This window comes from Serinicoccus chungangensis (assembly GCF_006337125.1).
GTDB lineage: Bacteria > Actinomycetota > Actinomycetes > Actinomycetales > Dermatophilaceae > Ornithinicoccus > Ornithinicoccus chungangensis.
This window is the reverse complement of record NZ_CP040887.1, coordinates 874,128-900,678: the sequence shown is the minus strand read 5'-3', so window position 1 is coordinate 900,678 and position 26,551 is coordinate 874,128. Positions and strand designations below refer to the sequence as shown.

At 75.7% G+C, this 26,551-nt stretch carries 26 protein-coding genes and 1 pseudogene; 9 read left to right on the top strand and 18 right to left on the bottom strand.

What is annotated here, in order from left to right; all coding sequences use genetic code 11:
• Positions 1-22: 22 nt before the first annotated feature.
• The 4 genes from FHD63_RS04130 to FHD63_RS04115 are packed head-to-tail and all read right to left on the bottom strand — an operon-like array spanning position 23 to position 3,366.
• Positions 23-1,315: an SIS domain-containing protein gene (locus tag FHD63_RS04130; RefSeq protein ID WP_139720356.1), complete on the bottom strand. Its 1,293-nt coding sequence runs from the start codon at positions 1,313-1,315 to the stop codon at positions 23-25.
• Positions 1,316-1,330: 15 nt separating this feature from the next.
• A complete protein-coding gene (locus FHD63_RS04125) occupies positions 1,331-1,558 on the bottom strand; it encodes a Trm112 family protein (protein ID WP_139720354.1) in 228 nt (75 codons plus the stop codon).
• 1 nt (position 1,559) lies between these two features.
• On the bottom strand, positions 1,560-2,972 hold the full coding sequence (locus FHD63_RS04120; RefSeq protein WP_139720352.1) for a phosphohexomutase domain-containing protein: 1,413 nt from the start codon (positions 2,970-2,972) through the stop codon (positions 1,560-1,562).
• Between the two features lie 25 nt (positions 2,973-2,997).
• Positions 2,998-3,366, bottom strand: a complete 369-nt coding sequence (locus FHD63_RS04115; protein ID WP_139720350.1) for a DUF3499 domain-containing protein — start codon at positions 3,364-3,366, stop codon at positions 2,998-3,000.
• Between the two features lie 89 nt (positions 3,367-3,455).
• On the opposite strand from FHD63_RS04115, the gene FHD63_RS04110 reads away from it, so the two are divergent.
• Entirely contained in the window at positions 3,456-3,842 is a 387-nt protein-coding gene (locus FHD63_RS04110) for a metallopeptidase family protein (protein ID WP_139720349.1), read from the top strand.
• 63 nt (positions 3,843-3,905) lie between these two features.
• On the opposite strand, the gene FHD63_RS04105 is transcribed toward FHD63_RS04110, so the two are convergent.
• The 4 genes and pseudogenes from FHD63_RS04105 to FHD63_RS04090 all read right to left on the bottom strand — a co-directional run bounded on the left by FHD63_RS04105 (position 3,906) and on the right by FHD63_RS04090 (position 9,026).
• Complete coding sequence (locus FHD63_RS04105) at positions 3,906-5,525, bottom strand: DUF5719 family protein (RefSeq protein WP_139720347.1); 1,620 nt, start codon at positions 5,523-5,525, stop codon at positions 3,906-3,908.
• Entirely contained in the window at positions 5,522-7,438 is a 1,917-nt protein-coding gene (locus tag FHD63_RS16460; protein ID WP_139720346.1) for a hypothetical protein, read from the bottom strand. Before FHD63_RS16460 ends, FHD63_RS04105 begins: the two co-directional genes overlap by 4 nt.
• Positions 7,439-7,971: 533 nt before the next feature.
• Positions 7,972-8,703: pseudogene (locus FHD63_RS17010) on the bottom strand (glycosyltransferase family 2 protein); the annotation flags it as partial.
• 53 nt (positions 8,704-8,756) lie between these two features.
• Positions 8,757-9,026 carry a WhiB family transcriptional regulator gene (locus FHD63_RS04090; RefSeq protein WP_058891690.1) on the bottom strand — a complete coding sequence of 90 codons (270 nt, stop codon included), beginning with the start codon at positions 9,024-9,026 and terminating at the stop codon, positions 8,757-8,759.
• A gap of 159 nt (positions 9,027-9,185) precedes the next feature.
• On the opposite strand from FHD63_RS04090, the gene cofD reads away from it, so the two are divergent.
• On the top strand, positions 9,186-10,184 hold the full coding sequence (cofD, locus tag FHD63_RS04085; RefSeq protein WP_139720344.1) for a 2-phospho-L-lactate transferase: 999 nt from the start codon (positions 9,186-9,188) through the stop codon (positions 10,182-10,184).
• A 1-nt stretch (position 10,185) separates the two neighbouring features.
• Positions 10,186-11,220: a coenzyme F420-0:L-glutamate ligase gene (locus tag FHD63_RS04080; RefSeq protein WP_238705757.1), complete on the top strand. Its 1,035-nt coding sequence runs from the start codon at positions 10,186-10,188 to the stop codon at positions 11,218-11,220.
• Here FHD63_RS04080 and FHD63_RS15905 read toward each other — a convergent pair.
• Positions 11,198-12,133 (bottom strand): DNA-3-methyladenine glycosylase family protein, encoded by a 936-nt coding sequence (locus FHD63_RS15905; RefSeq protein ID WP_158296701.1) that lies wholly within the window; start codon positions 12,131-12,133, stop codon positions 11,198-11,200. The two genes, FHD63_RS04080 and FHD63_RS15905, sit on opposite strands and share 23 nt — an antisense overlap.
• 61 nt (positions 12,134-12,194) lie before the next feature.
• Between FHD63_RS15905 and FHD63_RS15900 the strand changes: the two genes are divergently transcribed.
• The 3 genes from FHD63_RS15900 to FHD63_RS04060 are packed head-to-tail and all read left to right on the top strand — an operon-like array spanning position 12,195 to position 14,424.
• A complete protein-coding gene (locus FHD63_RS15900) occupies positions 12,195-12,947 on the top strand; it encodes a TIGR03089 family protein (RefSeq protein ID WP_158296700.1) in 753 nt (250 codons plus the stop codon).
• Positions 12,948-12,957: 10 nt separating this feature from the next.
• On the top strand, positions 12,958-13,752 hold the full coding sequence (locus tag FHD63_RS04065) for a CoA transferase subunit A (protein WP_139720338.1): 795 nt from the start codon (positions 12,958-12,960) through the stop codon (positions 13,750-13,752).
• Between the two features lie 3 nt (positions 13,753-13,755).
• Positions 13,756-14,424, top strand: coding sequence for a 3-oxoacid CoA-transferase subunit B (locus FHD63_RS04060; RefSeq protein ID WP_139720336.1), 669 nt, complete (start codon positions 13,756-13,758; stop codon positions 14,422-14,424).
• Positions 14,425-14,429: 5 nt separating this feature from the next.
• Here the strand turns inward: FHD63_RS04060 and FHD63_RS04055 are convergent, their stop codons facing one another.
• Complete coding sequence (locus tag FHD63_RS04055) at positions 14,430-15,407, bottom strand: glycosyltransferase family 2 protein (protein WP_338056423.1); 978 nt, start codon at positions 15,405-15,407, stop codon at positions 14,430-14,432.
• A gap of 86 nt (positions 15,408-15,493) precedes the next feature.
• Here FHD63_RS04055 and FHD63_RS04050 point away from each other — a divergent pair, with 86 nt between their 5' ends.
• A complete protein-coding gene (locus tag FHD63_RS04050) occupies positions 15,494-16,750 on the top strand; it encodes an LCP family protein (protein ID WP_139720334.1) in 1,257 nt (418 codons plus the stop codon).
• Positions 16,751-16,788: 38 nt separating this feature from the next.
• The gene (locus FHD63_RS04045; protein WP_139720332.1) at positions 16,789-18,573 is read left to right on the top strand and encodes a serine/threonine-protein kinase; all 1,785 of its coding nucleotides are present in this window, start codon (positions 16,789-16,791) and stop codon (positions 18,571-18,573) included.
• Between the two features lie 14 nt (positions 18,574-18,587).
• Here FHD63_RS04045 and FHD63_RS04040 read toward each other — a convergent pair whose 3' ends face one another.
• From FHD63_RS04040 to FHD63_RS04025, 4 genes are read right to left on the bottom strand one after another with little or no spacing between them, the layout of a single operon-like run.
• A complete protein-coding gene (locus tag FHD63_RS04040) occupies positions 18,588-19,745 on the bottom strand; it encodes an acyl-CoA dehydrogenase family protein (protein WP_139722969.1) in 1,158 nt (385 codons plus the stop codon).
• A 50-nt stretch (positions 19,746-19,795) separates the two neighbouring features.
• Positions 19,796-20,821: an LLM class F420-dependent oxidoreductase gene (locus FHD63_RS04035; RefSeq protein WP_139720330.1), complete on the bottom strand. Its 1,026-nt coding sequence runs from the start codon at positions 20,819-20,821 to the stop codon at positions 19,796-19,798.
• A gap of 20 nt (positions 20,822-20,841) precedes the next feature.
• On the bottom strand, positions 20,842-21,339 hold the full coding sequence (gene purE, locus FHD63_RS04030) for a 5-(carboxyamino)imidazole ribonucleotide mutase (protein ID WP_139722968.1): 498 nt from the start codon (positions 21,337-21,339) through the stop codon (positions 20,842-20,844).
• Between the two features lie 41 nt (positions 21,340-21,380).
• Positions 21,381-22,598, bottom strand: a complete 1,218-nt coding sequence (locus tag FHD63_RS04025; protein ID WP_139720328.1) for a 5-(carboxyamino)imidazole ribonucleotide synthase — start codon at positions 22,596-22,598, stop codon at positions 21,381-21,383.
• A 42-nt stretch (positions 22,599-22,640) separates the two neighbouring features.
• On the opposite strand from FHD63_RS04025, the gene FHD63_RS04020 reads away from it, so the two are divergent.
• Positions 22,641-23,162 carry a GtrA family protein gene (locus tag FHD63_RS04020; protein WP_139720327.1) on the top strand — a complete coding sequence of 174 codons (522 nt, stop codon included), beginning with the start codon at positions 22,641-22,643 and terminating at the stop codon, positions 23,160-23,162.
• Here the strand turns inward: FHD63_RS04020 and FHD63_RS04015 are convergent.
• The 4 genes from FHD63_RS04015 to FHD63_RS04000 are packed head-to-tail and all read right to left on the bottom strand — an operon-like array spanning position 23,135 to position 26,533.
• Positions 23,135-24,199: a sensor histidine kinase gene (locus FHD63_RS04015; RefSeq protein WP_139720325.1), complete on the bottom strand. Its 1,065-nt coding sequence runs from the start codon at positions 24,197-24,199 to the stop codon at positions 23,135-23,137. The genes FHD63_RS04020 and FHD63_RS04015 overlap by 28 nt on opposite strands.
• Positions 24,200-24,204: 5 nt before the next feature.
• Entirely contained in the window at positions 24,205-24,909 is a 705-nt protein-coding gene (locus FHD63_RS04010) for a response regulator transcription factor (protein WP_139720323.1), read from the bottom strand.
• Positions 24,910-24,952: 43 nt separating this feature from the next.
• Entirely contained in the window at positions 24,953-25,771 is an 819-nt protein-coding gene (locus FHD63_RS04005; RefSeq protein WP_202978410.1) for an enoyl-CoA hydratase-related protein, read from the bottom strand.
• 9 nt (positions 25,772-25,780) lie between these two features.
• Positions 25,781-26,533 carry a biotin--[acetyl-CoA-carboxylase] ligase gene (locus tag FHD63_RS04000; RefSeq protein WP_139720321.1) on the bottom strand — a complete coding sequence of 251 codons (753 nt, stop codon included), beginning with the start codon at positions 26,531-26,533 and terminating at the stop codon, positions 25,781-25,783.
• Between the last annotated feature and the right edge of the window lie 18 nt (positions 26,534-26,551).

Sequence of the window (26,551 nt, the reverse complement as noted above, 5' to 3'; positions counted from 1 at the left end):
TCGGTGACCGGCTCCGGCCCGCTCACCGGGTCCGGTCCCGCAGGTCGGCGACGTGCGGGGAGACCGAGGGGTCCAGGCCGAGCCCGATCGCGAGGTAGGTCGCGGCGTAGTCGACGGCGGCCACGTGGTCGGCGAGCCGGACGATCGGCGGGCCGCTCTCGGCCTGCACCTCCATGACCCGCACGCCCGCCTCGCGCGCGGTGGTGAGCACCGCGTCGGTCAGCGCCTCCGCCTGCGCGGACTCCCGCGTCGGCGGCTCCGCCGGCGCGTCCCGCAGCATGAGCAGACCCAGCCGCGGCGGGGCCGGTCCGTCGAGGTAGGGGTCGGCGAAGAGGTCGTCCCGAGGGGCACCGCCACCGGGGCCCGTCGGCCGCTCCATGAGCTCGCCCTCCGGCTCGGAGAAGTGGTGCGGCTCCCAGCGCGAGGTGTCGATGTCGCCCAGCCGGATGCGGGCGTCGTCGTAGGTGCCCGGCCGCCGCCCGCCGATGGCGGTGTAGGGGCCGTCGAAGCAGGCGACGATGCCGCTGGCCGCGTCCGGCAGCTCGCCGAAGGTCGCCGGGATGCGCGCCGTGCGGGCCAGCATCGAGGCGGCGCGGGCTGCCGCCACGCCGCCCAGCGGCCCGTCCCCCAGGACGACCGGCACGGTCTCGGCCAGCTGCACGGCGAGCACCTTGGCGGGGTTGACGAAGGCGTCGGAGGAGGGGCGGAACTCCTCGGCGCGCGTGTCGAGCCGGTCGGCGACCCCGACGACCATGTCCGGGGAGGCCTCCAGCAGGCCGAGGCGGTCGGCCCCGATGAGGACCGGGGTCAGCAGGGTCCACAGGGCGGTGCGGGAGCTGGTGCGCCCTCCGCTGCCCACCCCGACGTGCACCCCGCGGGCACGGCGGCACACCTCCGCGAGGGGTGAGTCGTCGGCCCCGACCGTGAGCAGCATCGCGCCACGGCGGGCCGCCTCGGCGGCCACCGCCAACGGCCCGGGTGCGCGGCCGGAGAGCGACACGGCGACCACGAGGTCCATCGGGCCGACCCAGCCCGGGAGCGGCAGGTTGCGCCGCGCCTGGACGGGCACCGGCGAGCCCGGCTCGGCGAGCAGCTCGAGGACCTCCGCGACGATCGAGGAGCCGCCGATGGCGGCCACGAGGACCGACCGCGGCCGCTCGCTGCGGGCCAGCCGGTCGATCCCGGCCTCGTCGGTCAGCGTCATCGCCTCCCGCACCTGGGCTCCGGCGCTCGCGAGGGCCCGCAGGGTCTCCCTGGAGTCCTTGCGCGCCAGCTCGTCCGGGTCGTCGAGCAGCGCTTCGTCGATGTAGGGCACGTGACCTCCGCAGCCTCAGTCGGTGACGGTGACGGTGACGGTGACGACGTCGGCGTCGTCGACGAGCAGGACGGGGATGCCGTCACGCCAGGGGTAGCGGCGGCGTCGGCCGGGCCCGTCGCAGTCCTCGGCGCACTCCAGCACGGGGGCGCCGTGCTCGTCGGTGCGGTCGAGGAGCTCGTGCCGCCCCACCGGGCAGCGCAGGATGCTGCGCACCCACGGGTCGTACTCCGGTCGCGCCATCTCAGGCCTCCTGTCTCACGAGCGCCAGGACGGCGTCCCGGACGCGGACCATCGTCTCACCGTCCTGCGCCTCGACGTTGAGCCGCAGCAGCGACTCGGTGTTGCTCGCGCGCAGGGAAACCCACCAGAAGGGGTCGTCGTCGCTGCTCACGAGCAGCCCGTCACCCTCCAGCTCCCGGGCCCCGTGGGCGAGCGCCCAGTCGCGGACCCGGCCCGTGGCGGCGGCGACGTCGTGCACCGCGCTGTTGATCTCGCCCGAGGCGGCGTAGCGGTCGAGGGGGGAGAGCAGGGAGGACAGCGTGCCCTCGTGCCGCCCCAGCGCGCCCAGGACGTGCAGCGCGGCGAGCAGCCCGCTGTCGGCGTACCAGAAGTCGCGGAAGTAGTAGTGCGCCGAGTGCTCGGCGCCGAAGACGGCACCGTGGGCCGCCATGCGCTGCTTGACGAAGGAGTGGCCGACCGGGGAGCGCACCAGCCGCGCACCCAGCCCGGCGACGGCCTCCTCCACCGCCCGGGAGACGACCGAGCCGTGGACCACCGTGATGTCCCCGGGGCTCCTCCCCCCGGAGACGTCGCGGGCGATCTCGCGGGTCGCGATGAGGGCGGCCACCGCACCGGCCGGGACCGGGGTCCCACGCTCGTCCACGAGGACCACCCGGTCGGCGTCGCCGTCGAAGGCCAGCCCGAGGTCCGCACCGGACCGGACGACGGCGTCCTGCAGGTCGCGCAGGTTGGCCGGGTCGAGCGGGTTGGCGTCGTGGTGGGGGAAGGTGCCGTCGAGCTCGAAGTAGAGCGGCTCGACGGCGAGAGGCAGGCCCTCGATCCCGAGCACGGCCGGCACCGTGAGCCCGGCCATGGCGTTGCCGGCGTCCACGACCAGGCGCAGCGGCCGGATCCCGTCGAGGTCCACCAGCGAGTGCAGGTGGCCGGCGTAGTCCGGCAGGACATCGGCGTGCCGGACCGCTCCCGGTGGGCCGGCCGCCAGCGCGTGCAGGGCACCGCGGTCGAGCAGCCACTGGGCGAGGTCCCGGATCTCCCCCAGGCCGGACTCCTGGCCCACGGGGCGCGCGCCGGCGCGGCACAGCTTGATGCCGTTGTAGCCCGCCGGGTTGTGGCTGGCGGTGACCATGGCACCGGGCAGGCCCCGGGACCCGCTGGCGTAGTAGAGGGCGTCGGTGGAGCACAGCCCGAGGTCCGTGACGTCCACCCCCTGGGACCGTGCGCCCTCGAGGACGGCGCCGGCGAGCTCGGACGAGGACTCCCGCATGTCCTTCCCGAGGACCATCTCGCGGTGCCCCTCCGGCAGGACGACCACCTGCGCGAAGGCCGAGCCCAGGGCCCGGGCGACCTCCGGCGTCAGGGGTCCTGGGACGCGGCCCCGGATGTCGTAGGCCGTGATGACGTCGGCGACGCGCATGCCCTGCTCCCTCCACCGACCCCGGTCAGCGGTCGCGCAGCACCCGCAGGTGGCCTCGGCGGGCGATCTCGGTGACGGTCGCCCCCTCGCGCTCGGCGACGTCCTGGTCGACCCGCACGATCGTGCCCCGGTGCTCCCGCACCGCGTCCGCCAGCGCGGCGAGGTCGTCGACCGGAGGCCGGGGCTCGCCCTCGGGCAGCTCCAGGCGGACGACGTCCCACCCCCGGGGGGCGGTCAGACGGGTGGCGTGCTGCTCGCACAGGTCGTAGCTGTGCGGCTCGGCGTAGGTCGCCAAGGGCCCCAGCACGGCGGTCTGCTCCGCGTAGACGTAGGTGAGCGTCGACGTGGCGGGGCGGACGCACGCCGTCTTCGAGCACTGGCGAGTGAGGGTCACGCCCGACACTCTAGGCGCCCGCACCCACCAACCTGCGCTGCCACCCCGTGGCGGGCGGGACTGCTGCCCGGTGGCCTAGGGTCACGAGCATGAGCAGGCACCGGGACCGGCGAGGGCACGGGATGCGGGGTCCCCTGGCGCGCCCACGGGTCCCGGCCATGCGGACGCGCCGGGACCGCTTCGACGAGCTCGTCCTCGAGGCGGCCGAGACGCTCGAGCGGCGCCTCGACGCGCCCCTGGGGGTGGAGCTCGCCGTCGAGGAGGTCCCGCCGTCGGACCCCGCGCCTTGGGAGCACGGGGTGGCGCTCGGCCGGCTGTTCCCCGCCGAGCGGGGCGTGCCGGCCCGCCTGGTCGTCTACCGCCGTCCGGTCGAGCACCGGGCGGTCGACGAGGGCGAGCTGGCCTCGCTCGTCACCGAGGTCGTGGTCGAGCAGGTGGCCCGCATGCTGGGCAGGGATCCCGACGACCTGGTCTGAGAGCACCGGGCGCCGTCGGGGCCCGGCGCCGTCAGGGCACGACACCCTCAGGGCACGGCGCCGTCAGGGCACGACGCTGGTGATCCTCGTGACCTCACGGGTCCACGGCACGGGGCGCAGGGTCGTGGCGGCGCGGTAGGGACCGAGGTCGTCCTCGCCGGTGAGGTGCAGCGCCGCGGCGAGCCCCGGCGTCCCCGCCTCCGCGGGTCGCACCCAGACGGCCGTGGTCCCGTCAGGGACCTCGAGCAGGGCGCTCGTGTCGTTGTCCAGGTCCACGCTCCTGGACGTCGTGCCTCCCTCGCGGTCGCGCAGGAGGACCTCGGCGGTCGAGGCGTCCAGCGCGGCGAGCGAGAGCTCCAGCCGGGCCCCGGCGACGTCGGCGAGGTCGGGGACGGCGATGCCGACCGGCTGCACGGCGAGGGTCGTCGCGGGCAGCCAGGTGAGGTCGCCGGCGGGACGCACCACCTCGGAGCCCGTCCCGGGCGCCTGCGTGGTGGCCGCCGCCTCGTCCGTGCCGGCACCGTCCACCTCCTCCGGGTCCTCCAGCGGCTCGTCCCCGGAGGGGACGACCCGGACCTGGAGGGAGGCGGTGACCGGGGCGTCCGCACGCAGCCGCAGCCCGGTGGCGTCCTCCTCCAGCCCCTCCAGCGGGACGTCCACCGTCGACCCGGCGGCCACCCGCACGGCGGCCGGGTCCGGTGTCGCGGGACCCGTCGGCGTCAGCGAGCGCAGCTCGACCACGGCCGGCCCCTCCGGCGCGAGCACCCGCAGGACGAGGTCCGTCCGGTCGCCCCCCGACGGGACGGGTGGCACCACCAGGTCGCGGGCGGGCGCGGCGGCCGGGGAGGTGACGGTCGTCCCGAGCTCGGTGGTCCCGTCCCGGAAGGTCTCGACCAGTTGGGCGGCGACCGGGCCGCCCTCGGTCCGCACCCTGAGGGCCGGGGCATCGACGCCCTCCGCCAGGGCGTCGACCGGTCGCACCAGCCGGCCGCCCGCGGGCACCACGAGACCGGCGCCGCCGGTGACCTGGACCGGTCCGCCCTCTCCCCGCAGCTCCACGTCGACCCGCACCGGGTCGGCCCCCGGGTTGGTCAGGACGAGGCTCTCGGTGCGTCCCGGCTCGGCTCCCCCGGCCAGCAGCCACTGGTCCTCGGCGGGCGCCACGCACCCGGAGAGCGCGGCCCCGCGCGGCGACGCGTCCGTCCCCGTCCCGACGAGGACCTGCCCCGCCACCAGGCCGGCGGCGTCGCTGCCCGTGGCGAGGGCCAGCGCCGAGTCCCCCGCCTCGAGCCGCACCCCGGCGGCGTCCTCCGCCAGCGGCACGGGGTCGGCGGCCGGCTCCCGCGGACCGAGGACCCGCAGGCTCCCCTCGCCGGCTCCGTCCGTCGCCAGCAGCTCCTCCGGCGCGGTGACGGCGAGCGCCCGGCCCGCCAGGCCCTCACGACCCGCGCAGGCGAGGGCGGCCTGCTCGACCAGCGCCTGCTCCCCCTCCTCGGTGGAGGGGTCGGCGGCGGCAGGTGGCGCGGACGTCTGCCCGCCCCCCTGGTCCTGGCGGGCTCCCCCGTCCTGGCCGGCGCCCCAGCCTCCCGGCACCGTGCTGGTCCAGGCGAGGGCGGCCACGGCCCCGGCAGCCAGGGCCGGCCGCAGCCACACGGCCCTCCCGGGCCCGCCGTCACCGCTCATGCGGCCTCCTCCTGCTCGTCCTCGGTCCGGCCCACGGGCAGCGCGAGGAAGGCGGTCACGGCGGCGAGCACCAGCGCCAGGACCAGCCTCATCAGGCCCGGTCGCTCGAGCTCGACCTCCACGAGGTGCTGCCCCTGCGGGAGCGGGACCCGGCCGGGGTCCTCGACCGCGACCGGCCGGCCGTCGACGCGGACCTCCGCCACCTGCGCCCACCCGGGGGGTTCGGCGACCGCCAGGGAACCGTCGGCCGGCACGTCCACCCGTCCCGAGGAGGACCCGTGCGGGCCGTCGGCGGGCAGGGTGCTCACGCTCACCCCCGCCTCGTCCACGACCCGGGTGCGCCCGGGATCACCGTCGACCATGCGCCACAGGACCGAGCCGGTCGGGCTGGACACCCGGCCGAGCCCGGAGATCCGGTCCAGCTGGGCGACCGCAGGATGGCTGTCGTCGGACTCCAGCAGGACGTACCCCACCCCGAGGTCGAGCAGCTCGGCCTGCGCCTCGTCGGCGGGCGCCGCGCCGACGAGGGACTCCACGACCCCCTCGACCACCTGCTGCTGAGGTCGCGGGGTGGGCGTGGTGAGCTCGACCGTCCGGTCGCGCTGCAGTCGGCCCGTCTCCGGCTCGGCGCCCCGCAGGTCGACCACGAGCCCGGCGCCGTCGGGGCGGAGCACGAGGGTCCGCAGGGCACCCGGGCCGTGCGCCTCCTCGACGGCGACGGCCGGCAGGGGCTGCCCGGCCACCTGCAGGGCCGGCCGGTCGGCGGTCCACGGCGTCGACAGCGCCGCCGCGAGGGGAGCGGCGAGGACCACGACCGCGGCCAGCGCCGCCGGGCGGGTCCACCGGGCGGGACCGCCTCGGCGCAGCAGGTGGTGCACGGTGGTGGCGGTGGCCAGCAGCAGCGCGGCACCGGCCAGGGACAGCGACGGACCCGTCCACGCGGTGACCAGCAGGCCCTCCTCGGGGTGTCCCTCCGAGAGGACCCCCAGTGCGGTCCGGGCGGCCAGCTGGGCCGCGCCGACGGCGGCCAGCGCACCGAGGAGCAGCACGGCGACGCGGCGCCCGTCCCGGCCGGGCAGGAGCAGCCCGCCCAGCGCCGCGACCCACCAGGTCGCGGCGAGCCAGAGCGGCAGGCCCTGCGGTCCGAGGTCGCCCGGCTGCAGCAGGAGGAGCTGCCAGAGCACGGAGGGTGACGGGAGCCCGACCGTGGCGGTGGTGGCACCCGCACCGCCCAGCAGCCGGACGGGGTGCGCGGCCAGGGTGCCCCACCAGGGCAGCACGAGCAGCCACGGCAGGACGAGCACGACGGCCCCGCGCCAGCGGGCCGCGCCGCGGCCGAGCACGAGGACGAGCGCGCCGGCGGCGGTGCCGACGACCAGGAGGGAGGGCACCCAGGTCGAGGCCACCGCCAGGCCCAGGGCGGTGGCGAAGGCGGCGGCCGCCCGCCTCGTGCCACGCCCCCGGTGCGCGACGACGAGCAGCCCGGCGACGAGCAGGGGCGCCAGCACATGCACGACTGCCGGACCGACCCGCCCCTCGCCGGTGGCCGCGGCCAGCGGGGCGGCCACGCCCCAGCCGAGGGCGAGGGCCGCGCGCGGCCAGCGCCGGGAGGTCCCCCGTCGCAGCGCGAGGTATGCCGTGACGACGCTGAGCAGCGGGGCGAGCACGAGGACCCAGGCCAGGGCGGGGCCGGCGGTGTCCCGTCCGGCTCCTGGCAGCAGACCCGTGACGGCGGCGAGGGCGGCGAGCGGCAACACCCAGGTCTGGGGCGGGTCGTCGTGCCCCAGACCACCCCCACGCCACCCGTCGACCGCGGAGGACCACAGCGCCGCACCGTCGCCGAGACCGGGCCCGAGCTCCCCGCCGGCCCAGCCGGTCCCGGCCGGGTCGAGGCCGGCCCACAGCCCGCGCACCCACCACGCGGTGAGCAGCAGGGTGAGGGTGCAGGCCGCGACCAGCGGCCAGCTCCACCACCGCGCGGGACGGCCCTCACCGCGAGCTCGTCGAACTCCTCGGAGACCGGGCCGCTCTCGGTGGCCCCGGTGGTGGCACGCCGGCGCCCGGCCGCCCGGGCCCGGCGCGAGCGGGGGTCCAGGGCCTCCCCCACCGTCTCCAGGGTCGCTCCCCACCCGGCGTCGCGGGGCTCGTGCAGGCCGGCCAGGTCCCGGGGGGCCACGGTCCTCGCCCGGCGGAACCGCAGTCTGGCCCCCCAGCCCCGGGCGGGCGCCAGCACGGCCCGGACGTCGGCCCACTCCCCGGCGGCCTCGGAGGGTCGTTTGACGAGCAGGAGCAGCAGGGCCGCCGCCAGGCTCGTGAGCAGCACCCCGAGCGCCCGCCCGGGCGCCGCCCACGCCGGGCCGCGGGCCAGGGCGAGCTGCCGGGTGCGGACGCGGGTGCGCAGGGGGTCCTCGACCCCGAGACCGCCGTCGTCCAGACGGACCACGGCGTCGGGGGCGACGACCACCCGGTGGCCGGCCAGGTGCGCGCGCCACCCGACGTCGAGGCCGTCGACCCCGTCGGCACCGAAGGCACGGTCCAGACCACCGATCCGCTCCAGCAGGTCCCGGTGCACCATCGAGCCGCTCAAGGGCACCCCGAGGACGTCCTGCCGGAGGTCCAGCTGGCCCTGGTCCACCAGCGCCCGCACGGTCGGGTCCACGACGCGGCCGGCGGGGGTGAGGTGGTGACCCATCGAGCGCAGCAGCCGTGGCTGGTCGGTCCGGACCAGCTTGGGGCCGACCACGCCGACCCGGCTGCTGCGGCGCGCCGCCCCCAGCAGGGCCGCCAGCGCACCCGGCTCCGGCACCGCGCCGGGGGTCAGGAACCAGAGCCAGCGCCCCGGGCCGGAGGGCAGCCGACCCAGGGCGGCCTCCACCTGGGCGGGTCGGTCGGTCCCACCGGGCTCGAGGGGTGTCAGCCCGAGCCCGAGATCGCCGGCCAGCCCCCGCAGCTCGGCGGCCCGCTGCCCCTCGGGATCCGGGTGCACGAGGAGCACCTCCTGCGGCGCCCGCACCTGGTGGGCGAGGGCCTGCAACGTCCGGGCGTACCGGTCCTCGTCCCCCTCCTCGTCGAGGTCGGCGGGGGACGCCTCGTCGGCCAGCAGGACCACCCGCACGTCCTCCACCGCCGCGCGGGACGAGCGCGTGCCGGGCGGGCGCAGGGCAGGTGTCGGGGACATGGCTGGGTCCGTGGCCTCCGGGTCGGTCCCGCCGACCGGCGCAGGACGAGCGCTCAGACCGCGCGCTTCTTCAGCTTGCGCCGCTCCCGCTCGGACAGCCCGCCCCAGATGCCGAAACGCTCGTCGTTGGACAGGGCGTACTCCAGGCACTCGGCCCGGACCTCGCACCCGACGCACACCTTCTTCGCCTCGCGGGTGGACCCGCCCTTCTCCGGGAAGAACGCCTCAGGATCGGTCTGCGCGCACAGCGCCCGCTCCTGCCAGGACATCTCCTCCGTCTCGTCGATCCCGTGCATCATCGACATGAGTTCCAGCTCGTGCATGGCTCCTCCTCGACCTCTCGCCTACACACCTGCCGCCGGCCACTCCCCCGCGGCCGAAGGTGCTCCGGCGCAAGATCGCAACACCTGAATTACACGCGTGTCATCCGCTGGAGTCAACCCCGGATCTGCTAGACGCCACGGCGAGGCGACAATATCGGCATGCAGATCACCGTTCTGGCCGGCGGCGTCGGCGGCGCCCGCTTCACCCGCGGCCTCCTCGACGCGCTCCCTCCCGACGGCCCCGACGGGCGTGCGGCGGTCACCGTCGTCGGCAACACCGGCGACGACATCACGCTGGTGGGACTGCGGGTGTGCCCCGACCTGGACACCCTGCTCTACACCCTGGGCGGCGCGGTCGACGAGGACCAGGGGTGGGGCCGGGCAGGGGAGACGACCGCGGTCGCGCGCGAGCTCGCCGAGCTGGGTGTCGGCCCGGAGTGGTTCACCCTGGGCGATCGTGACCTGGCGACCCACCTGGCCCGGACGCGATGGCTGGCGCAGGGCCTCACCCTCAGCCAGGTCACCGAGCGGCTGGCCACCCGGTGGGGCCTGCCGGAGCAGGGGGTGCGCCTCCTCCCGGCGACGGACACCCCCATCGAGACGCACGTGGTCGTCGACGACGAGGACGGCGGCGAGCGGGCCCTGCACTTCCAGGAGTGGTGGGTGCGCCACCAGGCGGCCCTCCCGGCCCACCGGTTCACGGTGGCCGGCCTGGCGCAGGCCTCCGCCGCGCCTCAGGTCCTCGACGCGATCCGGTCGGCCGACCTCGTCCTCCTGCCCCCGAGCAACCCGGTCGTCTCGATCGGGATCATCCTGGGCGTCCCCGGTGTCCGGGAGGCGCTGCGCGGGACGCGGGCCCCCGTGGTCGGCGTCAGCCCGCTGCTCGGTGGGCGTCCGGTCCGCGGACATGCCGACGCCTGCCTGCGTCCCCTGGGCGTGGAGGTCAGCGCGTCCGGTGTCGCCGGCCTCTACGCCGACTTCCTCGACGGATGGCTCGTCGACACCGCCGACGACCCCGGCACCGTCAGCTACCCCGCCGGGCTGCGCGTCCGGTCCCTCGACCTGCTCATGCGGGACCAGCAGGGGGCGGCCCGGCTCGCCGGGGCGGCCCTGGAGCTGGGTCGCGAGCTGCGCGGCGCGACCGCGGGGCGGGTCTGACGTGGCGGGGCCCGAGGCCCTGCAGGTGCTGCCCCTGACCGGGATCCCGGAGGTGACCGAGGGCCTCGACCTCGCCGGCGCGCTGGTCGCCGCCGCCGGGCGCTGGGGCGGGGTGCAGGACGGTGACGTGGTGGTCGTGTCCAGCAAGCTCGTCTCCAAGGCGCTCGGGCTGCGCCACGAGGCGCCGGCGGACCGGCTCGACCTGGTGCGCGAGCACACCGTGCGGGTGGTGGCCGAGCGCCTGACCCCCTCCGGTCTGACCCAGGTCGTGGAGTCGGCCGCCGGGCCGGTGCTCGCTGCGGCGGGGGTCGACGCCAGCAACACCGGGGCGGGCGACGTGGTGCTCGTGCTCCCCCGCGACCCGGACCGTGCCGCGGCGGACCTGCACCGGGCCGTGCGGGCGCTCCTGGGTGGCGAGGACGCGCGCTTCGGGCTGCTCCTCACCGACACGGCCGGCCGGCCCTGGCGGGAGGGCCAGACGGACCTGGCCCTCGGCGCCTGCGGGATGGTGGTGCTGGAGGACCTGCGGGGGGCACCCGACGCCGACGGGCGGACGCTCTCGGTGACCAGCCGCGCGGTCGGGGACGAGCTCGCCGCCGCGGCGGACCTCGTCAAGGGCAAGGCCAGCGGCATCGGGGCGGCCCTCGTCCGGGGGCTGGACGCGCTGGTCCTCGACGGCCCCGGTGACGGGGCCCGGCCCCTGGTCCGGACGGGACCCGGGGACTGGTTCGCACTGGGCCACCGGGAGGCGGTCCGGGCGGCGCTGGGTGCGCCTCCGGGGAGCACCGCCGCCCACGAGGTCGGCCTGCCGGGGGTCGGGCCCGAGTCGCCGGAGCGGAGGGCCGGGCGCGCGACCGCGCTCGCGCTCCGGGGGCACGACGCCGCCCGCGTGGTCGGGTCCGTGGACGACGGGCTCGTCGTGCGGGCACCGGACCCGGTGCTGGCGGGACGGGTCGCCGCCCGGCTGGAGGTGGCCCTGGCCGGCGAGGACCTCCGGGTGCGGGTCGACGTCGTCAGCGGGGCGGGCGACGCGTGATCGGCAGGTGGGTGCGCGGGGCCATCCGCGGCCCCCGGCGCGGACGCAGCGCCCCCGACAGCTCGAGCAGGCGCTGCACGCGGTAGCGGTGGCCCGCGTAGGGCCGCAGCAGCTCCACCAGGCCGCGGTCGTCGACGGGCCGACCGGTCAGCGCCCAGCCGATGTTGGCGGCCACGTGGTAGTCGCCGAAGGACACGGCGTCCGGGTCGCCCAGGGCGCGGTGCGCCGTCTCCGCGGCGGTCCAGACCCCGACGCCGGGGATGGCGGTGAGCCGGGCACGGGCCGCCGCGTGCGACAGGCTGGCGCACTCCTCGAGCCGGGCGGCGACGCGCACCACCCGCAGGACCGTGTCGGCCCGTTGCGGGCTCACCCCGGCGCGCAGCCACTCCCAGGAGGGGACGGCGAGGAGGGTGGCGGCCGAGGGCGGCACCCGCAGTCCGAGACCAGCGCCCGGGCCCGGGGCCGGCTCGCCGAAGCGCTGCACCATCCGGCGCCACCCCGAGAACGCCTCCTGCCCGGTGACCTTCTGCTCGACCACCGCGGGCACGAGCGACTCCAGGACCAGACCGGTGCGCGGCACCCGCCAGCCAGGATGCAGGCGCAGCGCCTGCACCACCGGCTCGTGGACGGGCTCGAAGCCGTCCGGCTCGTCCTCCTCGCCCAGCATGCAGGGCAGGTGCTCGAGGACCCACTCGGCCCCGGGTCCCCACGCCCGCGCCGCCACCGGTGCGTCCGTCGGTCGCCGCGGCAGGCGCAGGGTGGCCGGGCCCTGCGGGCTCAGCACCCCCCGCCACAGGGCGCCCCCGCCGACCTGCCAGGACGGGTCGCCCGCACCACGCCGCAGGGTGCCCCAGGTCGCCCCCACGTCCAGGGGGGTGAGCGGGCGCCATGCGCGGTGCCGGACCGTGTCCACGACCCGCAACCCTGCCTCGCGGGTTGCCCCGGACGCAAGGGCACCGGCTAGCGTGGGCGCCGTGCAGCTTCCTCACGAGATCCTCGCGCGAGCCGTCGCCGCCGACGCCACCCGCCCGGCTCTCACCTACTACGACGACCGTCCCGAGGGTGCCGGGGAGCGGATCGAGATCTCCCGCAAGGTGCTCGGCACGTGGGTGGCCAAGGCCGCGAACGCGCTCCAGGAGGGTCTGGACGTGCAGCCGGGCTCGGTGGTGCTGGTGGACCTGCCCGCCCCGCACTGGCGGCTGGCCTACTGGGCCCTGGCCGTGTGGTCGGTGGGGGCGACCCTGACCGTGGACGCCCACGAGGGGGCCGACGTGCTCGTCACCGCGCGGCCCGACGGTCTCGTGGCCGACGACTGCGACGAGGTCGTCGCGGTGACGCTGCCCGCGCTCGCCCGACGCTTCGACGGCGAGCTGCGCTCGGGGGTGATGGACGAGGCGGCCGAGCTCGCGAGCTACGCCGACGACTTCACCCCCTGGGACGAGGCGGAGGAGGGGGACACGGCGCTGGTCAGCGCCGGGGAGCGGGTGACCTACGCCAAGCTGCTGACCGGGCTGCCGGACCTGCCGGAGGGCGCCCGCACGCTGGTCACCACCGGCGACCCCGGCCACTTCGTCCGCCAGGTGCTGCAGCTCCTGGACCGGCGGGCCTCCGCCGTGCTGGTCCACGGCGGGTCCGCCGCGGACGACGACCCGCGCTGGTCCACCGAGGGCGTCGACCACCGTTCCGCCCCGGGGACCGGCGACGGCGGGCCACCGACCGACCGGTAGCCTCGCGGGCATGGACAAGGTCGTCGACTCCGCCGCGCAGGCGCTCGAGGGTCTCACCGACGGGATGACCGTCGCGGTGGGCGGTTTCGGGCTCTCCGGCATCCCCACCGTGCTCATCCACCAGGCGCTCGAGCAGGGCACCACCGACCTGGAGGTCGTCTCCAACAACTGCGGCGTCGACGGCGCCGGCCTGGGGCTGCTCCTCTCGCACGGGCGCATCCGGCGGGTCGTCGCGTCCTACGTCGGCGAGAACAAGGAGTTCGCCCGGCAGTACCTCTCCGGGGAGCTCGAGGTCGAGCTGACCCCCCAGGGCACCCTCGCGGAGAAGCTGCGCGCCGGCGGAGCCGGCATCCCCGCCTTCTTCACCCCCACCGGGGTCGGCTCGCAGGTGTCCGAGGGCGGTATGCCCTGGCGCTACGACAGCGAGGGCGCGGTGGTCCTGCAGTCCCCCGCCAAGGAGACGCGCGGGTTCGAGGTGCGCGGGCACACCCGTGACCACGTGCTGGAGCACGCGATCTTCGCCGACTTCGCCCTGGTCCGGGCCGCACGGGGTGACCGGCACGGCAACCTCGTGTTCAACAAGTCCGCGCGCAACTTCAACCCGCTGTGCGCCATGTCCGCCCAGGTCGCCGTGGCGGAGGTGGAGGAGCTGGTCGAGCCGGGCCAGATCGACCCCGACGACGTCCACCTCCCCGGCATCTACGTCCAGCGGGTGCTGGCGCTCACCCCCGAGCAGACCGGCGACAAGGACATCGAGAAGCGCACCACCCGTCCGCGCCGCGGTGCGGGCACGAAGGAGGCCTGAGCCATGCCGCTGACCCGTGAGGAGATGGCGGCGCGGGCCGCCGCGGAGCTGCACGACGGGGACTACGTCAACCTCGGGATCGGGATGCCGACCCTCGTCCCCAACTACGTCCCGGACGACGTCGAGCTGGTCCTGCAGTCCGAGAACGGCATCCTCGGGGTGGGTCCCTACCCCGAGGAGGGGGACGAGGACCCCGACCTCATCAACGCCGGCAAGGAGACGGTCACCGTCCGTCCCGGCGCCAGCTTCTTCGACTCGGCGACGAGCTTCGGCATGATCCGCGGCGGCAAGGTCGACGCCGCGATCCTCGGCGCGATGCAGGTCTCCGCCGCCGGGGACATCGCCAACTGGATGATCCCGGGCAAGATGGTCAAGGGCATGGGTGGGGCGATGGACCTCGTCATGGGGGCCAAGAAGGTGGTCGTGCTCATGGACCACGTCGCGAAGGACGGCTCGGCGAAGATCGTCGACGAGTGCGACCTGCCGATCACCGGGCTGCGGGTCGTCCAGCGCATCATCACCGACCTCGCCGTCATCGACGTCACCCCCGACGGCCTGGTCCTGCGCGAGCTGGCCACGGGGGTGAGCGTCGAGGAGGTGGTCGAGCGGACCGGCCCGCCCCTGCGGGTGGCCCTCGACGAACCGACCCCGGAGCCCGTCCCGCCGGCCTAGCAGGGTCAGCCCCGTGGGCCCCGCAGGAAGCCGGCGCCCCAGGTGAGGTGCATGGTGGCCAGCACGGCGGGCATCCGCGCCACGACGCCCGGGGCGCGCCCGCGGGCGACCCAGGTCCCCCCGACGGTGACGGCCGCGGCATACCCCAGCGGCAGCAGCCACAGCGGGCGCCACGCCAGCCCGCCGACCGCACCCACGGCGACGAGGACCAGGGTCACCGGCGGCGCGAGGTAGCGCGCGTTGACCGAGTCCGGGTGCTGGCGCACCACCTGCCGTCGCCACTGCCCGCTGCCGTAGAACTGCCGGGCGAGGTCTCGGAACGTCGACCGGGGGCGGTAGGTCACCGTGAGCTCGGGCGTGAACCACACCGTGCCGCCGGCCTGCCGGATCCGGTGGTTCATCTCCCAGTCCTGGGCCCGGGTGAAGGCCGGGTCGTAGCCACCCACCCGGCGCAGCCAGTCGCGCCGGAACACCCCCAGGAAGACGGTGTCCGCCGGGCCCGCCTCGCCGCCGACGTGGAAACGCTCGGCGCCCATGCCCAGCGGGGAGCGCATGGCCAGGGCGACCGTCTCCTGCATCGGCCCCGAGCCCTCGGCCAGCATGATCCCCCCGACGTTGGCGGCGCCGGTCTCCTCGAGGATCTCGACGGCGCGGCGGACGTACCCCTCGCTCAGCTCACCGTGGCCGTCCATCCGGACGACGATCTCGTGGCGTGCCTGCGCGACGGCGGCGTTGAGGCCGTCCGGGGTGCGTCCCGAGGGGTTGTGGACCACCCGGACGCGGTCGTCGGCCGCCGCGAGCCCGTCGGCGACCTCCTGCGTCCGGTCGCGGCTGGGGCCCACCGCGACGACCACCTCCATCGGCCCCGGGTAGTCCTGGGCCAGCACCGAGCGCACCGCCTGCGGCAGGTGCTCCTGCTCGTTGAGGACGGTCATGACGACCGACACGGGGGCGGCGGAGACGGGGCCTGACGCAGAGCTCACGCCGCGAGGCTACCCGGGTCACGGACGCGCGCGACGGTGCGGCACTCCCAGCCCGGGGCAAGGTCGAGCACGTAGTCTTGGGTCCCGTGCCCGACCATCCACAGGACGACTGGACCCGCCCCATGCCGCGCACCCCGCGGGGGGGCCGTCGTCACGACCCCGACGCCACGGAGCGGATCCCGCTGCCCTACGTCGACCGGACCGACCGGGAGCGCGAGGACGCCTGGGAGCACGACGCCTGGCAGGACCGCGCGGACGAGCGGGACGACGACCCGCAGCAGGCGTGGCACGGGCGCGACCGCCACGACGAGCAGGACCGCTCCGCCGGGCACGAGCGGCGCGACGGCCGGGACCGGTATGCCGCTCCCCCGCCACGGCGGCGCCGACCGCGCTACGCCCTGCGCCGCGCCGCCGCCCTGCTGGCGCTGGCCGTGGTCGCCTACCTCGTCTCGATGATCGTCGTGGTCTCCCTCGTCTGGGGCAGCGTCAACCGCATCGACGCCACCCCGGACGTGGCCGACCGTCCGCCCGCGGCGGCCGGGGAGAACTACCTGCTGGTCGGCACGGACAGCCGGGAGCAGCTCACCGACGAGCAGCGTGGCGAGTTCGGCACCGGCTTCACCGAGGGCCACCGGGCGGACACCGTCATGCTGCTGCACGTGCCCACCTTCGGCACGCCGACCCTGGTGAGCCTGCCGCGGGACAGCTACGTCGAGATCCGCGACGCGGGGTTCGACAAGCTCAACGCCGCCCACGCCAACGGCGGCCCGGAGCAGCTCGTGGACACCGTCGAACGGGCCACCGGGCTGCCCGTCGACGGCTATCTCGAGATCGGCTTCGGCGGCTTCGTCGACGTCGTCAACGGGGTCGGGGGCGTGGAGATGTGCCTCGACGAGCCGATCGCGGACGAGAAGGCGCACATCGACCTGCCGGCCGGGTGCCAGGAGCTGGCCGGGGAGCAGGCGCTCGGCTACGTCCGGATGCGCTACAGCGACCCCCGCGGCGACCTCGGCCGGGTCGAGCGGCAGCGCGAGTTCCTCTCCGCGCTCGTCGACCGCATGCTCACCCCGAGCACCGTGCTCGTGCCCTGGCGGCTGCACGACGTGGGCACCTCCACCGGGTCGGCCCTGAGCCTGGGCGACGACACCTCGATGCTCGAGGCGGGTCGGATGGCCTGGGCGATGCGTCAGGTCGCCACCGGCGAGGGCAACTCGGTGACGGTGCCTGTCGCCGACCCGAACTACCCCACCGAGGTGGGCAGCACCGTGCTGTGGGACGAGCAGGGGGCCAGCCAGCTGTTCACCGCGCTCCGGCAGGGGCAGGCCATCACCGTCGAGCCCTGAGGGCCGTCGGGCTACCCTTGCGCTGATCGGAGGTGACCATGGCGGACCCGCACGAGCCGGACCACGAGCCGGAGACGACGGCGCCCGCACCGGCGTCGCAGGACCCCACGCTGGTGGCCGGGCGCTACCGCATCGTCCGCACCCTGGGCAGGGGCGGGGGCGGGCACGTGTGGCTCGCGACCGACGAGAACCTCGGGCGGCAGGTCGCCCTCAAGCGGGTCGGGGGCGAGACCGACACCGAGGTGCTGCTGAGCCGCGGGTTCCGCGAGGCCCGGACCAGCGCCACGCTGGCCCACCAGCACGTCGTGCGGGTCTACGACGCCTTCGAGCACGAGGGTTCCCCGTGGATCGTCATGGAGTTCGTGGACGGCCCCTCCCTGGCCGAGCTCATCAGCGACGGTCGACGGCTGCCGGCGACGCAGGTCGCCGCGGTGGGTGCGCAGATGGCGACCGCCCTGGCGGCGGCCCACCGCGCGGGCATCCTGCACCGGGACGTCAAGCCCGCCAACGTGCTGCTCACCGGCGGGGAGGGCCACGACGCCAAGCTCACCGACTTCGGCATCGCGCGGGCCGACGAGGACCCGCAGCTGACCCGCACCGGCTTCGTCTCGGGGACCGCCGCCTACTTCTCCCCCGAGCTCGCCCGGGGCGAGGACCCGAGCACGGCCTCGGACGTCTGGGCGCTGGGCGCCACCCTCTACGCGGCGGTCGAGGGTCGGCGGCCCTACGACGAGCGGCCCAACGCGGTCGCCCAGCTGCACACGATCGCCCGGGAGGACCCCCGTCCTCCCCAGCACGCCGGGCCCCTCACGGCGGCGCTCGAGGGCATGCTCGACCCCGATCCGCGCACCCGCTGGGACGCCGCGCGGGCGGCCCGCGAGCTGACGGCCGTGACCGAGGGGCGGGAGCCCACGGGTGGCGGTGGCGCCGCAGCGGGCCCTGCCGTCGCCGGAGCCGCCGCCGGTGCGGCAGCGGGTGCTGCGGTCGGCCGTGCCGCCGACCACACCCAGGCGGTGCCGCAGGCCGACCCGACGCGCTCCTTCCCCCGCGCGGCACCGGCCCCGGCGCGCGACCGCGCCCCCGCCGCCTCGGCACCGAGCTACCACCGCGAGCCCCGGCCGGAGGGCACCGACGACCGCGGTGGTCGTGGCCGGAGCACGCCGCGGCGCGGCGTGTGGCTGGGGTGGCTGCTCGCCGTCCCGCTGGCCCTCCTGCTGGGGTGGCTGGTCTGGAGCATCGCGACCGGTCCCGACCAGGGTCCCGGTGGGCCGACGGCCGACCCTGGGCCGACGTCGCAGGCGCCCGGGACGCCGGTCAGCGCCCAGGAGGCGCAGCGTCTGGCCGAGGAGTTCTACACGACGCTGGAGCAGGAGGGGCTCGCGGCGGCACAGCAGCTGACCACCCCGTCGGCCTTCATCGCCACGGACATCGCGGACGGGCTGGACTCGGTGTCGGTCGCCGACCTCACGGCGCAGGAGCGGCAGGACGGGACCGCGCAGGTCGACGCCGTCGTCACCTACACCTACGGCCCGGTCGTCATCGTGCAGGACGAGACGCTCGGCATCGGCCGCGAGGACGGGGAGCCCCGCATCTCGGTGCGTCGGGCCGTGGAGCGCAGCCGGTCGGGTGAGCCGACCGAGGAGGCGCAGGACCAGGGAGAGGATCCCGCCGACGGCGACGGCGAGGACGAGCCCGCCGACGGCGACGGGGGCGGCGAGCCGGGCGACGACAACCCCGGCAACGGCAACGGCAACAGCGACGACAACCCCGGCAACGGCAACGGGGGCGGCAACAACGGCAACGGGAACGGCAACGACGGCTAGGACCGCCGGAGGGCTCAGCCGCGCAGCAGCTGGCGCGCCATGACGACCCGCTGGATCTGGTTGGTGCCCTCGTAGATCTGGGTGATCTTGGCGTCCCGCATCATCCGCTCGACGGGGAAGTCGCGGGTGTAGCCGTACCCCCCGAGCAGCTGCACGGCGTCGGTCGTGACCTCCATGGCGACGTCGGAGGCGAAGCACTTGGCCGCCGCGCCGAAGAACGGCAGGTCGGCGTCCCCGCGCTCCGACTTGGCCGCGGCGACGTAGACCATCTGGCGGGCGGCCTCGAGCTTCATCCCCATGTCGGCGAGCATGAACTGCACCCCCTGGAAGTCGGCCACGGCCCGGCCGAACTGCTGACGCTCCTTGACGTAGCCGAGGGCGAAGTCCAGCGCACCCTGGGCGATACCGACGGCCTGCGCCCCGATGGTGACCCGCGTGTGGTCGAGGGTGCGCAGGGCGATCTTGAGGCCCTCCCCCAGGCCGCCCACCATGCGGTCGGCCGGGATCCGGCACCCGTCGAAGAGCAGCTCGCGGGTGGGGCTGCCCTTGATGCCGAGCTTCTTCTCCGGCGCCCCGAAGGTGAACCCCTCGTCCCCCTTCTCCACGACGAACGCGGTGACGTTGCGCCCGCGGGGACCGTCGGGGTCGGTGACGGCCATGACCGTGTAGTACTCGCTGACCCCTGCGTTGGTGATCCAGGACTTCTGCCCGGTGAGGACGAAGTCGTCGCCGTCGGCGACCGCCTTGCAGGTCATCCCGGCCGTGTCCGACCCGGCTCCGGCCTCGGACAACCCGTAGGAGAACATCGCCCGGCCCGAGGCCACCTCCGGCAGGTAGCGGGACTTGACCTCCTCGCTGGCGGCGAGGACGAGCGGCATCGTGCCGAGCTTGTTCACCGCCGGGATGAGCGAGCTGCTGGCGCAGGCCCGGGCGACCTCCTCGATGACGATGCAGGTGGCCAGCGCGTCGGCGCCGACCCCGTCGTACTCCTCGGCGATGTGCGGGGCGTGGAAGTCGGTGGCCACGAGCGCCTTCAGCGCCTCGTCGGGGAAGCGGCCCTCCTCGTCGACCGCGGCGGCGTGCGGCGCGATCTGCTCGTCCGCCACCTCGCGGACCGCCTCGCGCAGGGCCTCGTGATCCTCGTTGATCCGGAACAGGTCGAACTCGCTCATGCTCATGGGGGGCAGCGTACCGGCCCCCGGACGGGAGCCTGACGTGCGCGTCAGCCGCCCAGGGCGGGGATGACCTCGCTCTCGAAGAGCTCGATCCCGGAGATGTCGAAGGCCGCCTCGGGGAAGTAGGTGATGGCGTACGTCATGCCGAGCCGTTCCAGGCCCTGCAGCGTCTCGGCGACCTGCTCGGGGGTCCCGACGAGCGGCTGCGTCCGCAGGCTCTCGGCCTGGCCCCGCGCCGCCTCCTCGGAGAGCCCCGCGCGCCGGTAGCGCTCGCTCACCGCGTCGAGCCGCTGCTCCACCTCGCGGGCGTCCCGCCCGATGACGACGTTGTAGTTGGCGCTGCGGACGATCTCGTCCGGGTCGCGGCCCACCTCGGCGCAGTGCTCGGCCAGCACGGCGGACTTGTGCCGGAAGCCGTCCGGGGAGCCGTCGAAGTTGGTGGCGTCGGCATACTCGGCCGCGATGCGCAGCGTCTTGCGCTCCCCACCCCCGGCCACCCACACCGGTATGCCGTTGCGCGGGCTGCCGCCGAACCCGTCGGTGCTGCCCTGCAGGGGTCGGGGGAAGCACATCGCCCCGTCGACCTGGTAGTGCTCGCCGTCCAGCGTCGCCGTGCCGGTGGTCCACATCTGGCGGAAGATCTCGACGCCCTCGCGCAGCCGCGCCAGGCGCTCCCCCGCGCCGGGGAAGCCGTAGCCGTAGGCGCGCCACTCGTGCTCGTACCACCCCGCGCCGATGCCCATCTCGACCCGTCCCCCGGAGATGACGTCGACGGTCGCGGCGACCTTGGCGAGGTAGGTCGGCTCGCGGTAGCTCATGCACGTGCACATCTGTCCCAGCCGCACGCGGCCCGTCGTCGCCGCGAGCGCCGCCATGAGGGTCCACGCCTCGTGGCAGGCCTCCTCGCTGGGCTCGGGCACGGTGTGGACGTGGTCGTAGACCCACACCGAGGTCCAGCCCTCCTCGGCGTCGGCGTGCCGGGCGACGTCGAGCATCGCCCCCCACTGCTGCTGCGGGGGGATGCCGACGAGGTCCATCCGCCAGCCCTGGGGCACGAAGAGTCCGAAGCGCATCCTCCGACCCTACGCCGCGCTCAGCCCGTCGGCGGCCCGGACCGGCGGGCGCGCAGCCGCTCGCCCTTGGCGTGCGCCTGCTCCCGCAGGTCCTCGGCGAAGGTCGCGAGCTGCCCCCGCAGCCGCTCCGCCCGCTCGCCCTCGCCGGCGGCGAGGGTGCGGACCGCGAGCAGGCCGGCGTTGCGGGCCCCGGCCACCGAGACGGTGGCGACCGGGATCCCGGCCGGCATCTGCACGATCGAGAGCAGGGAGTCCAGCCCGTCGAGGTGCTGGAGCGGCACCGGGACCCCGATGACGGGCAGGACGGTGACCGAGGCGAGCATCCCGGGGAGGTGGGCGGCGCCACCGGCCCCGGCGACGACGACCCGGAGCCCGCGGTCGGCGGCGGTGCGCCCGTAGTCGATCATCTCGGTCGGCATCCGGTGCGCCGAGACGACGTCGGCCTCGAAGGGCACGCCGAACTCCTCCAGCACCTGCGCCGCGGCCTCCATGACCGGCCAGTCGCTGTCGCTGCCCATCACCAGCCCCACCAGCGGTCGCGGCGCGTCGTGCTGCGGGCTCACGAGGTCACCACCCCCTGCAGGTAGTCGGCGGCGTGCCGGCTGCGGTCGCGCAGCTCCTCCAGCGAGGCCAGGTCGCCCTGCTCGCCGCCGTAGACGGTGACGTGGCCGAGCTTGCGGCCCGGTCGCACCCCCTTGCCGTAGAGGTGCACCTTGAGCCCGGGGTCGCGGGCGAGCAGGTGACGGTAGGTGGCGTAGAGCTCGGGGTAGTCGCCGCCCAGGACGTTGGCCGAGGCCGTCCACGGCGCCCGGGCGGACGGGTCGCCGAGCGGCAGGTCGAGCACCGCCCGCAGGTGCTGCTCGAACTGGCTGGTGACCGACCCGTCGATGCTCCAGTGCCCGCTGTTGTGCGGTCGCATCGCCAGCTCGTTGACGAGGTATGCCGGTGCGCCGGTCCGCGGGTCACGGACCTCGAAGGCCTCCACCGCCATGACGCCGGTGACGTCGAGCTCTCCGGCGAGGCGCAGCGCGCCCTCGGTGAGCGCGGCCGCCAGGTCCGGGTCGAGCGAGGGCGCCGGGGCGAGGACCTCGGTGTTGATGCCGCCCTCCTGCACGGTCTCCACGACGGGCCAGGCCGCGGCCTGGCCGGACGGGCTGCGGCCCACCATGATGGAGAGCTCCCGGGAGAAGTCCACGGCCTCCTCCAGGAGGATGCCGTCGGCGAGCCCGCCCCGGCCCACCCCCTCGAGCCACTCCTTGAGGTCGGCGGGGCCACGGCAGACCAGCACCCCCTTGCCGTCGTAGCCGCCGCGCGGGGCCTTGGCCACCAGCGGCCACCCCACCTGGGTGGCGAACTCCTCGACGTCCGCGGCGGTCCGGGCCTGCGACCAGCGGGGGCAGGGGAGGCCGAGCGCGCTGAGACGCCGGCGCATGGCGAGCTTGTCCTGGGCGAAGACGAGGGCCTGCGGGCTGGGGTGGAGCGCCACCCCGGCCTCCTGCAGGGCCAGGAGCACCTCCTGCGGCACGTGCTCGTGGTCGAAGGTCACCACGTCGCACCCGCGCGCGAAGGACAGCACGGCCTCGGTGTCGGTGTGCTCACCGACGGGGCTGTGCGGCACCACGAGGGCGGCGCTGGAGGTCGGGCTCTCGGCGAGCACGGACAGGGTGAGGGCCAGGTTGGTCGCCGGCGGCTGGCACATGCGGGCGAGCTGTCCCCCGCCGACGATGCCCACCACCGGGAAGCCGCCCTCGGCACGGACGGGGCTGGGAGAGGTCACGCGGGTCAGCCTACCCAGCCGCTCCACCTAGACTGCCGCCCCGTGACCCCCTCTGCCGCCGCCGGGCTCGTGGCGCGTGCGCGCGCGACCTACCGGGTCCTCGTGGCCGAGCTCGCGAAGTTCGGAACCGTGGGGGCCCTGGCCTTCGTGCTCGACACGGCGCTCTACAACCTGCTCGTCTTCGGCGTGCCGGGGGTCGGGGACGGCCCCATGTCCGACTCCCCGCTGTGGGCCAAGGTGGTCGCCACCAGCGTGGCGACGGTCTTCTCCTGGGTCGGCAACCGCTGGTGGACCTTCCGGCACCGGCGCAGCGAACCGGTGGCGCACGAGTTCGCCCTCTTCGTCCTCTTCAACGCGGTGGGGCTGCTCATCGCGGTGGCCTGCCTCGGCGTCTCCCGCTACGTGCTCGGGCTCGACAGCCAGCTGGCCGACAACGTCTCGGGCAACGGGGTGGGCCTGGTCCTGGGCACGGCGTTCCGCTTCTGGGCCTACCGGACCTTCGTCTTCCGCGGTGAGCTGGAGCCGGACGCGGCCGGTCAGGCCGTGACGGCCAGGGGCAGGTAGCAGGCGAAGGTCGGCGGGAAGGCGCGGGTCAGCTCCAACCGGCCCCCGATCGACTCGGCCGTCTCCCGGGCCACGGCGAGGCCCAGCCCGGTGCCCTGCCCGCTCGTGGTGCCGCGGTCGAAGATGCTCCGGGCCAGGTCGCGAGGAATGCCGGGGCCCTGGTCGGAGACGGTGAACACCGCCGAGGGCCCGGAGCGGGCGACGTGCACGCGCACCTCGCCGCGCCCGTGCACCAGGGAGTTCTCGACGAGCGTGTTGAGGACCTGGGACAGGACTGAGGCGCTGGCCTCGACGATGACGCCGCGCTCGCAGGTGAGCTCGATCGACCGGCCCCGCTCCTCGAAGGCCGGCGTCCACTCCTCGTCGAGCCCGGCGAGCACCGCGTCGGCGGCGCTCACCGCACCACCGCTGGCGTGCCCCGCCCGGGTGCGCTGGAGCAGCTCGTCGACGACGCCGGTGAGCCGTTCCACCTGGCTGATGGCGATCTCCGCCTCCGCCCGGGCCACGGACGCGTCGTCGGACTGGGCGATCTCCTCCAGCCGCAGCAGCAGCGCGGCCAGCGGCGTGCGCAGCTGGTGCGAGGCGTCCGCCGCGAAGGAGCGCTCGAAGACGAGCGCCCGAGCGAAGGTGTGGTGGTGCCGGTCCACCTCGCGGGCGACCGCGTCGATCTCGGCGATCCCGGAGCGGAACGGCTCCTGCTCCACCAGCCGCCCGGGCCGGGTCTGCGGGTCCAGCACGAACCCGCCCGAGGCGAGCTCGTCGGTGCGGTGGGCCAGCTGGCGCAGGGGTCGGGCGGTGGTCTCGGCGGCGCGGTCGGCCCACGAGCGCGCGGCCGGGACGGCGATCGCGAGGATCACCCCGCCGGCGAGGACCAGCGTGCCCAGCAGCCACCAGTCGGGCATCTCCCCGCCGCCGGTCTGCCAGCGGGTGGTCTGGGCCTCCCGCAGCAGCCAGGCGATGAGCGTTCCGAAGAGGAGGGAGACCCCGACCACGGTCAGCACGATGCGCACCGCCAGGTCGCGCAGCACCTTGCGCACGGCGCTCAGTCCACGCTGTCGGCGTCGGCGCCGTCGGGGTCGTTCTGGAAGCGGAAGCCCACGCCGCGCACGGTGACGATGTGCCGCGGGTCGTGCGCGTCGTCGCCGATCTTGCGGCGCAGCACGGAGACGTGCATGTCGAGGGTCTTGGTCGACCCGAACCAGGTGTCCCACACCTCGCGCATGAGCACCTCCCGGGACACCACGCGGCCCTCCTCCCGCATGAGGACCCGCAGCAGGTCGAACTCCTTGGTCGTGAGGCGGACCTCGCGGTCGTGGAGGAAGACCCGGCGGGCCTCGATGTCCATCCGCAGCGCCGAGCCCCCGGGGGCCTGGCTGGAGGTGGGCCCCCGGCGCAGCAGCGCCCGCACCCGGGCGAGGAGCTCGCCGAGCCGGAACGGCTTGGTGACGTAGTCGTCGGCGCCGGCATCCAGGCCGACGACCGTGTCCACCTCCTCGCTGCGGGCGGTGAGCATGAGGACCGGCATCCGCACGCCGGAGTCGCGCAGCGAACGGCATACCTCGACGCCGTCCAGCTGCGGCAGCCCGAGGTCGAGCACGAGCAGGTCGTGCGCGACGTCGCCGGTCGCCTCGGCCAGCGCCGAGCGGCCGTTGGCCGCGACGGTCACCTCGTAGCCCTCGCGCCGCAGCGCGCGGGCCAGCGGCTCCGAGATGGTCGGATCGTCCTCGGCGAGCAGCACCCTGGTCACGTCGTCTCCCTCCGCGTGGCTGCCTGACAGTATGCGCGCTCGGTCATCGTCCGGGCCACTGCGGCGTGCGCTTCTCCGCGAAGGCGGCCACGCCCTCGGCCCGGTCGCGGCTGAACGCGGTGGCCCGCCAGGCCCCGTCCTCGATCTCCAGCCCGGCCGCCAGGTCGGTCCCCATGCCCATCCGCATGGCCCGCTTCGCGTTGCGCACGGCCACCGGGGAGTTGGCCGCGATGGTCGCCGCCAGCTCCAGGGCACGGCCCCGCGCGGACCCGGCCTCGACCAGCTCGTCGACCACCCCGAGGTCGCGACCCTCCTGCGCGCTGAGCCGGCGCGCGGTGAAGATCATCGAGGCCGCGCGCGACCACCCCACCCGGCGGGTCAGCAGCTGCGTGCCGCCACCCCCCGGGATGACGCCGACCCCGACCTCCGGCAGCGCGAGGGTCGCCCCCGCCCCGGCGACGAGGAGGTCGCAGGAGAGCGCGAGCTCCAGCCCACCGCCCAGCGCGTAGCCCTCCACCGCGGCCACGGCCGGCACCGGCAGGTCGAGGACACCGCGGTAGGCGAGCTTGGACACGAGGCGGTGGTCCATCATCTGCGCGTCGGTGAAGCCGTTGCGCTCCTTGAGGTCGGCGCCCACGCAGAAGGCCCGGTCGTGGGCGCTGGTGAGCACCACGGCCCGGACCGTCGGGTCCGCCGCGAGGGCGGCGGTCGTGGCGGTGATCTCCTGCGCGAACTCCGTGGAGATGGCGTTCATGGCCTCCGGCCGGTCGAGGGTCAGCTCGACCACCGGGCCGGGCTCTCCTCCCGGCCCCTCGTCCCCGGACGGGTGCCGGGTCACCTGCAACATCGTCGGTGAGTCCATGCGGTGAGGCTACTGGTCGCGCAGGTGCTCGACGTCGCCGGCGTGGTGCACCCCGACCGCGCCGCCCGGCTCGCGGACCAGCAGCGCCCCGCCCTCGTCCAGCCCGACCGCCTCCCCGCGGACCGCGGCCCCGTCCGGCCGGTGGACGACGACCGCGCGCCCCAGGGTCGCGCACCGGGCGAGGTAGGCCGTGCGCACCGGACCGCTCTCGCCGCGCCCGAGGGAGGCGTGCAGCTCGCGGAGCCGGTGCAGGTAGGCCTGGAGGAAGCCGTCCCGGGCGCCCTCCGGGAGGGGTGCGCCGCCCCGGGCGAGCCGCCACGAGGTGGCCGTCGGCACCGGCAGCTGGTCCCGGTCGTGGTCGACGTTGACGCCGACGCCCACGACGAGAGCCCCGGTGTCGGCCACCTGCACCAGCACCCCGCAGAGCTTGCCCGGTGCCGGCCCGGCCTCGAGGAGCACGTCGTTGGGCCACTTGAGGACGGCGTGGACCGGCCAGCGGCTCGCGTCGAGCGCGTCCACCACCGCGACCCCCGTCGCCAGCGGCAGCCAGCCGGCCACCGCTGCCGGCACGGCCGGCACCACCGCGCTGACCGCCAGGCACGTCCCGGGCGGGGAGGACCAGGCGCGGCCGCGGCGGCCCTGCCCGGCGCTCTGGTGGTCGGCGACGACCACGCGTCCGGGTCGTGGGTCGGCGAGCGCGGCGACGTTGGTCGAGCCGAGGCTCTCGTGGTGCTCCGGCGTGGCCCAGCACAGTCGGGTCATGGTCCAAGGCTAAGTTGG

Bases quoted from the DNA above. Each gene is read 5' to 3' on its own strand.
- FHD63_RS04125 (WP_139720354.1), bottom strand. From the start codon at position 1,558: ATGGCGCGACCGGAGTACGACCCGTGGGTGCGCAGCATCCTGCGCTGC.
- purE (WP_139722968.1), bottom strand. From the start codon at position 21,339: ATGGGCAGCGACAGCGACTGGCCGGTCATGGAGGCCGCGGCGCAGGTG.
- FHD63_RS04000 (WP_139720321.1), bottom strand. From the start codon at position 26,533: ATGACCCGACTGTGCTGGGCCACGCCGGAGCACCACGAGAGCCTCGGC.
- FHD63_RS04035 (WP_139720330.1), bottom strand. From the start codon at position 20,821: ATGCGCTTCGGACTCTTCGTGCCCCAGGGCTGGCGGATGGACCTCGTC.
- FHD63_RS04060 (WP_139720336.1), top strand. From the start codon at position 13,756: ATGCCGCTGACCCGTGAGGAGATGGCGGCGCGGGCCGCCGCGGAGCTG.
- FHD63_RS04065 (WP_139720338.1), top strand. From the start codon at position 12,958: ATGGACAAGGTCGTCGACTCCGCCGCGCAGGCGCTCGAGGGTCTCACC.
- FHD63_RS04005 (WP_202978410.1), bottom strand. From the start codon at position 25,771: ATGGACTCACCGACGATGTTGCAGGTGACCCGGCACCCGTCCGGGGAC.
- FHD63_RS04045 (WP_139720332.1), top strand. From the start codon at position 16,789: ATGGCGGACCCGCACGAGCCGGACCACGAGCCGGAGACGACGGCGCCC.
- FHD63_RS04090 (WP_058891690.1), bottom strand. From the start codon at position 9,026: ATGCACGAGCTGGAACTCATGTCGATGATGCACGGGATCGACGAGACG.
- FHD63_RS04110 (WP_139720349.1), top strand. From the start codon at position 3,456: ATGAGCAGGCACCGGGACCGGCGAGGGCACGGGATGCGGGGTCCCCTG.
- FHD63_RS04040 (WP_139722969.1), bottom strand. From the start codon at position 19,745: ATGAGCGAGTTCGACCTGTTCCGGATCAACGAGGATCACGAGGCCCTG.
- FHD63_RS04105 (WP_139720347.1), bottom strand. From the start codon at position 5,525: ATGAGCGGTGACGGCGGGCCCGGGAGGGCCGTGTGGCTGCGGCCGGCC.
- FHD63_RS04120 (WP_139720352.1), bottom strand. From the start codon at position 2,972: ATGCGCGTCGCCGACGTCATCACGGCCTACGACATCCGGGGCCGCGTC.
- cofD (WP_139720344.1), top strand. From the start codon at position 9,186: ATGCAGATCACCGTTCTGGCCGGCGGCGTCGGCGGCGCCCGCTTCACC.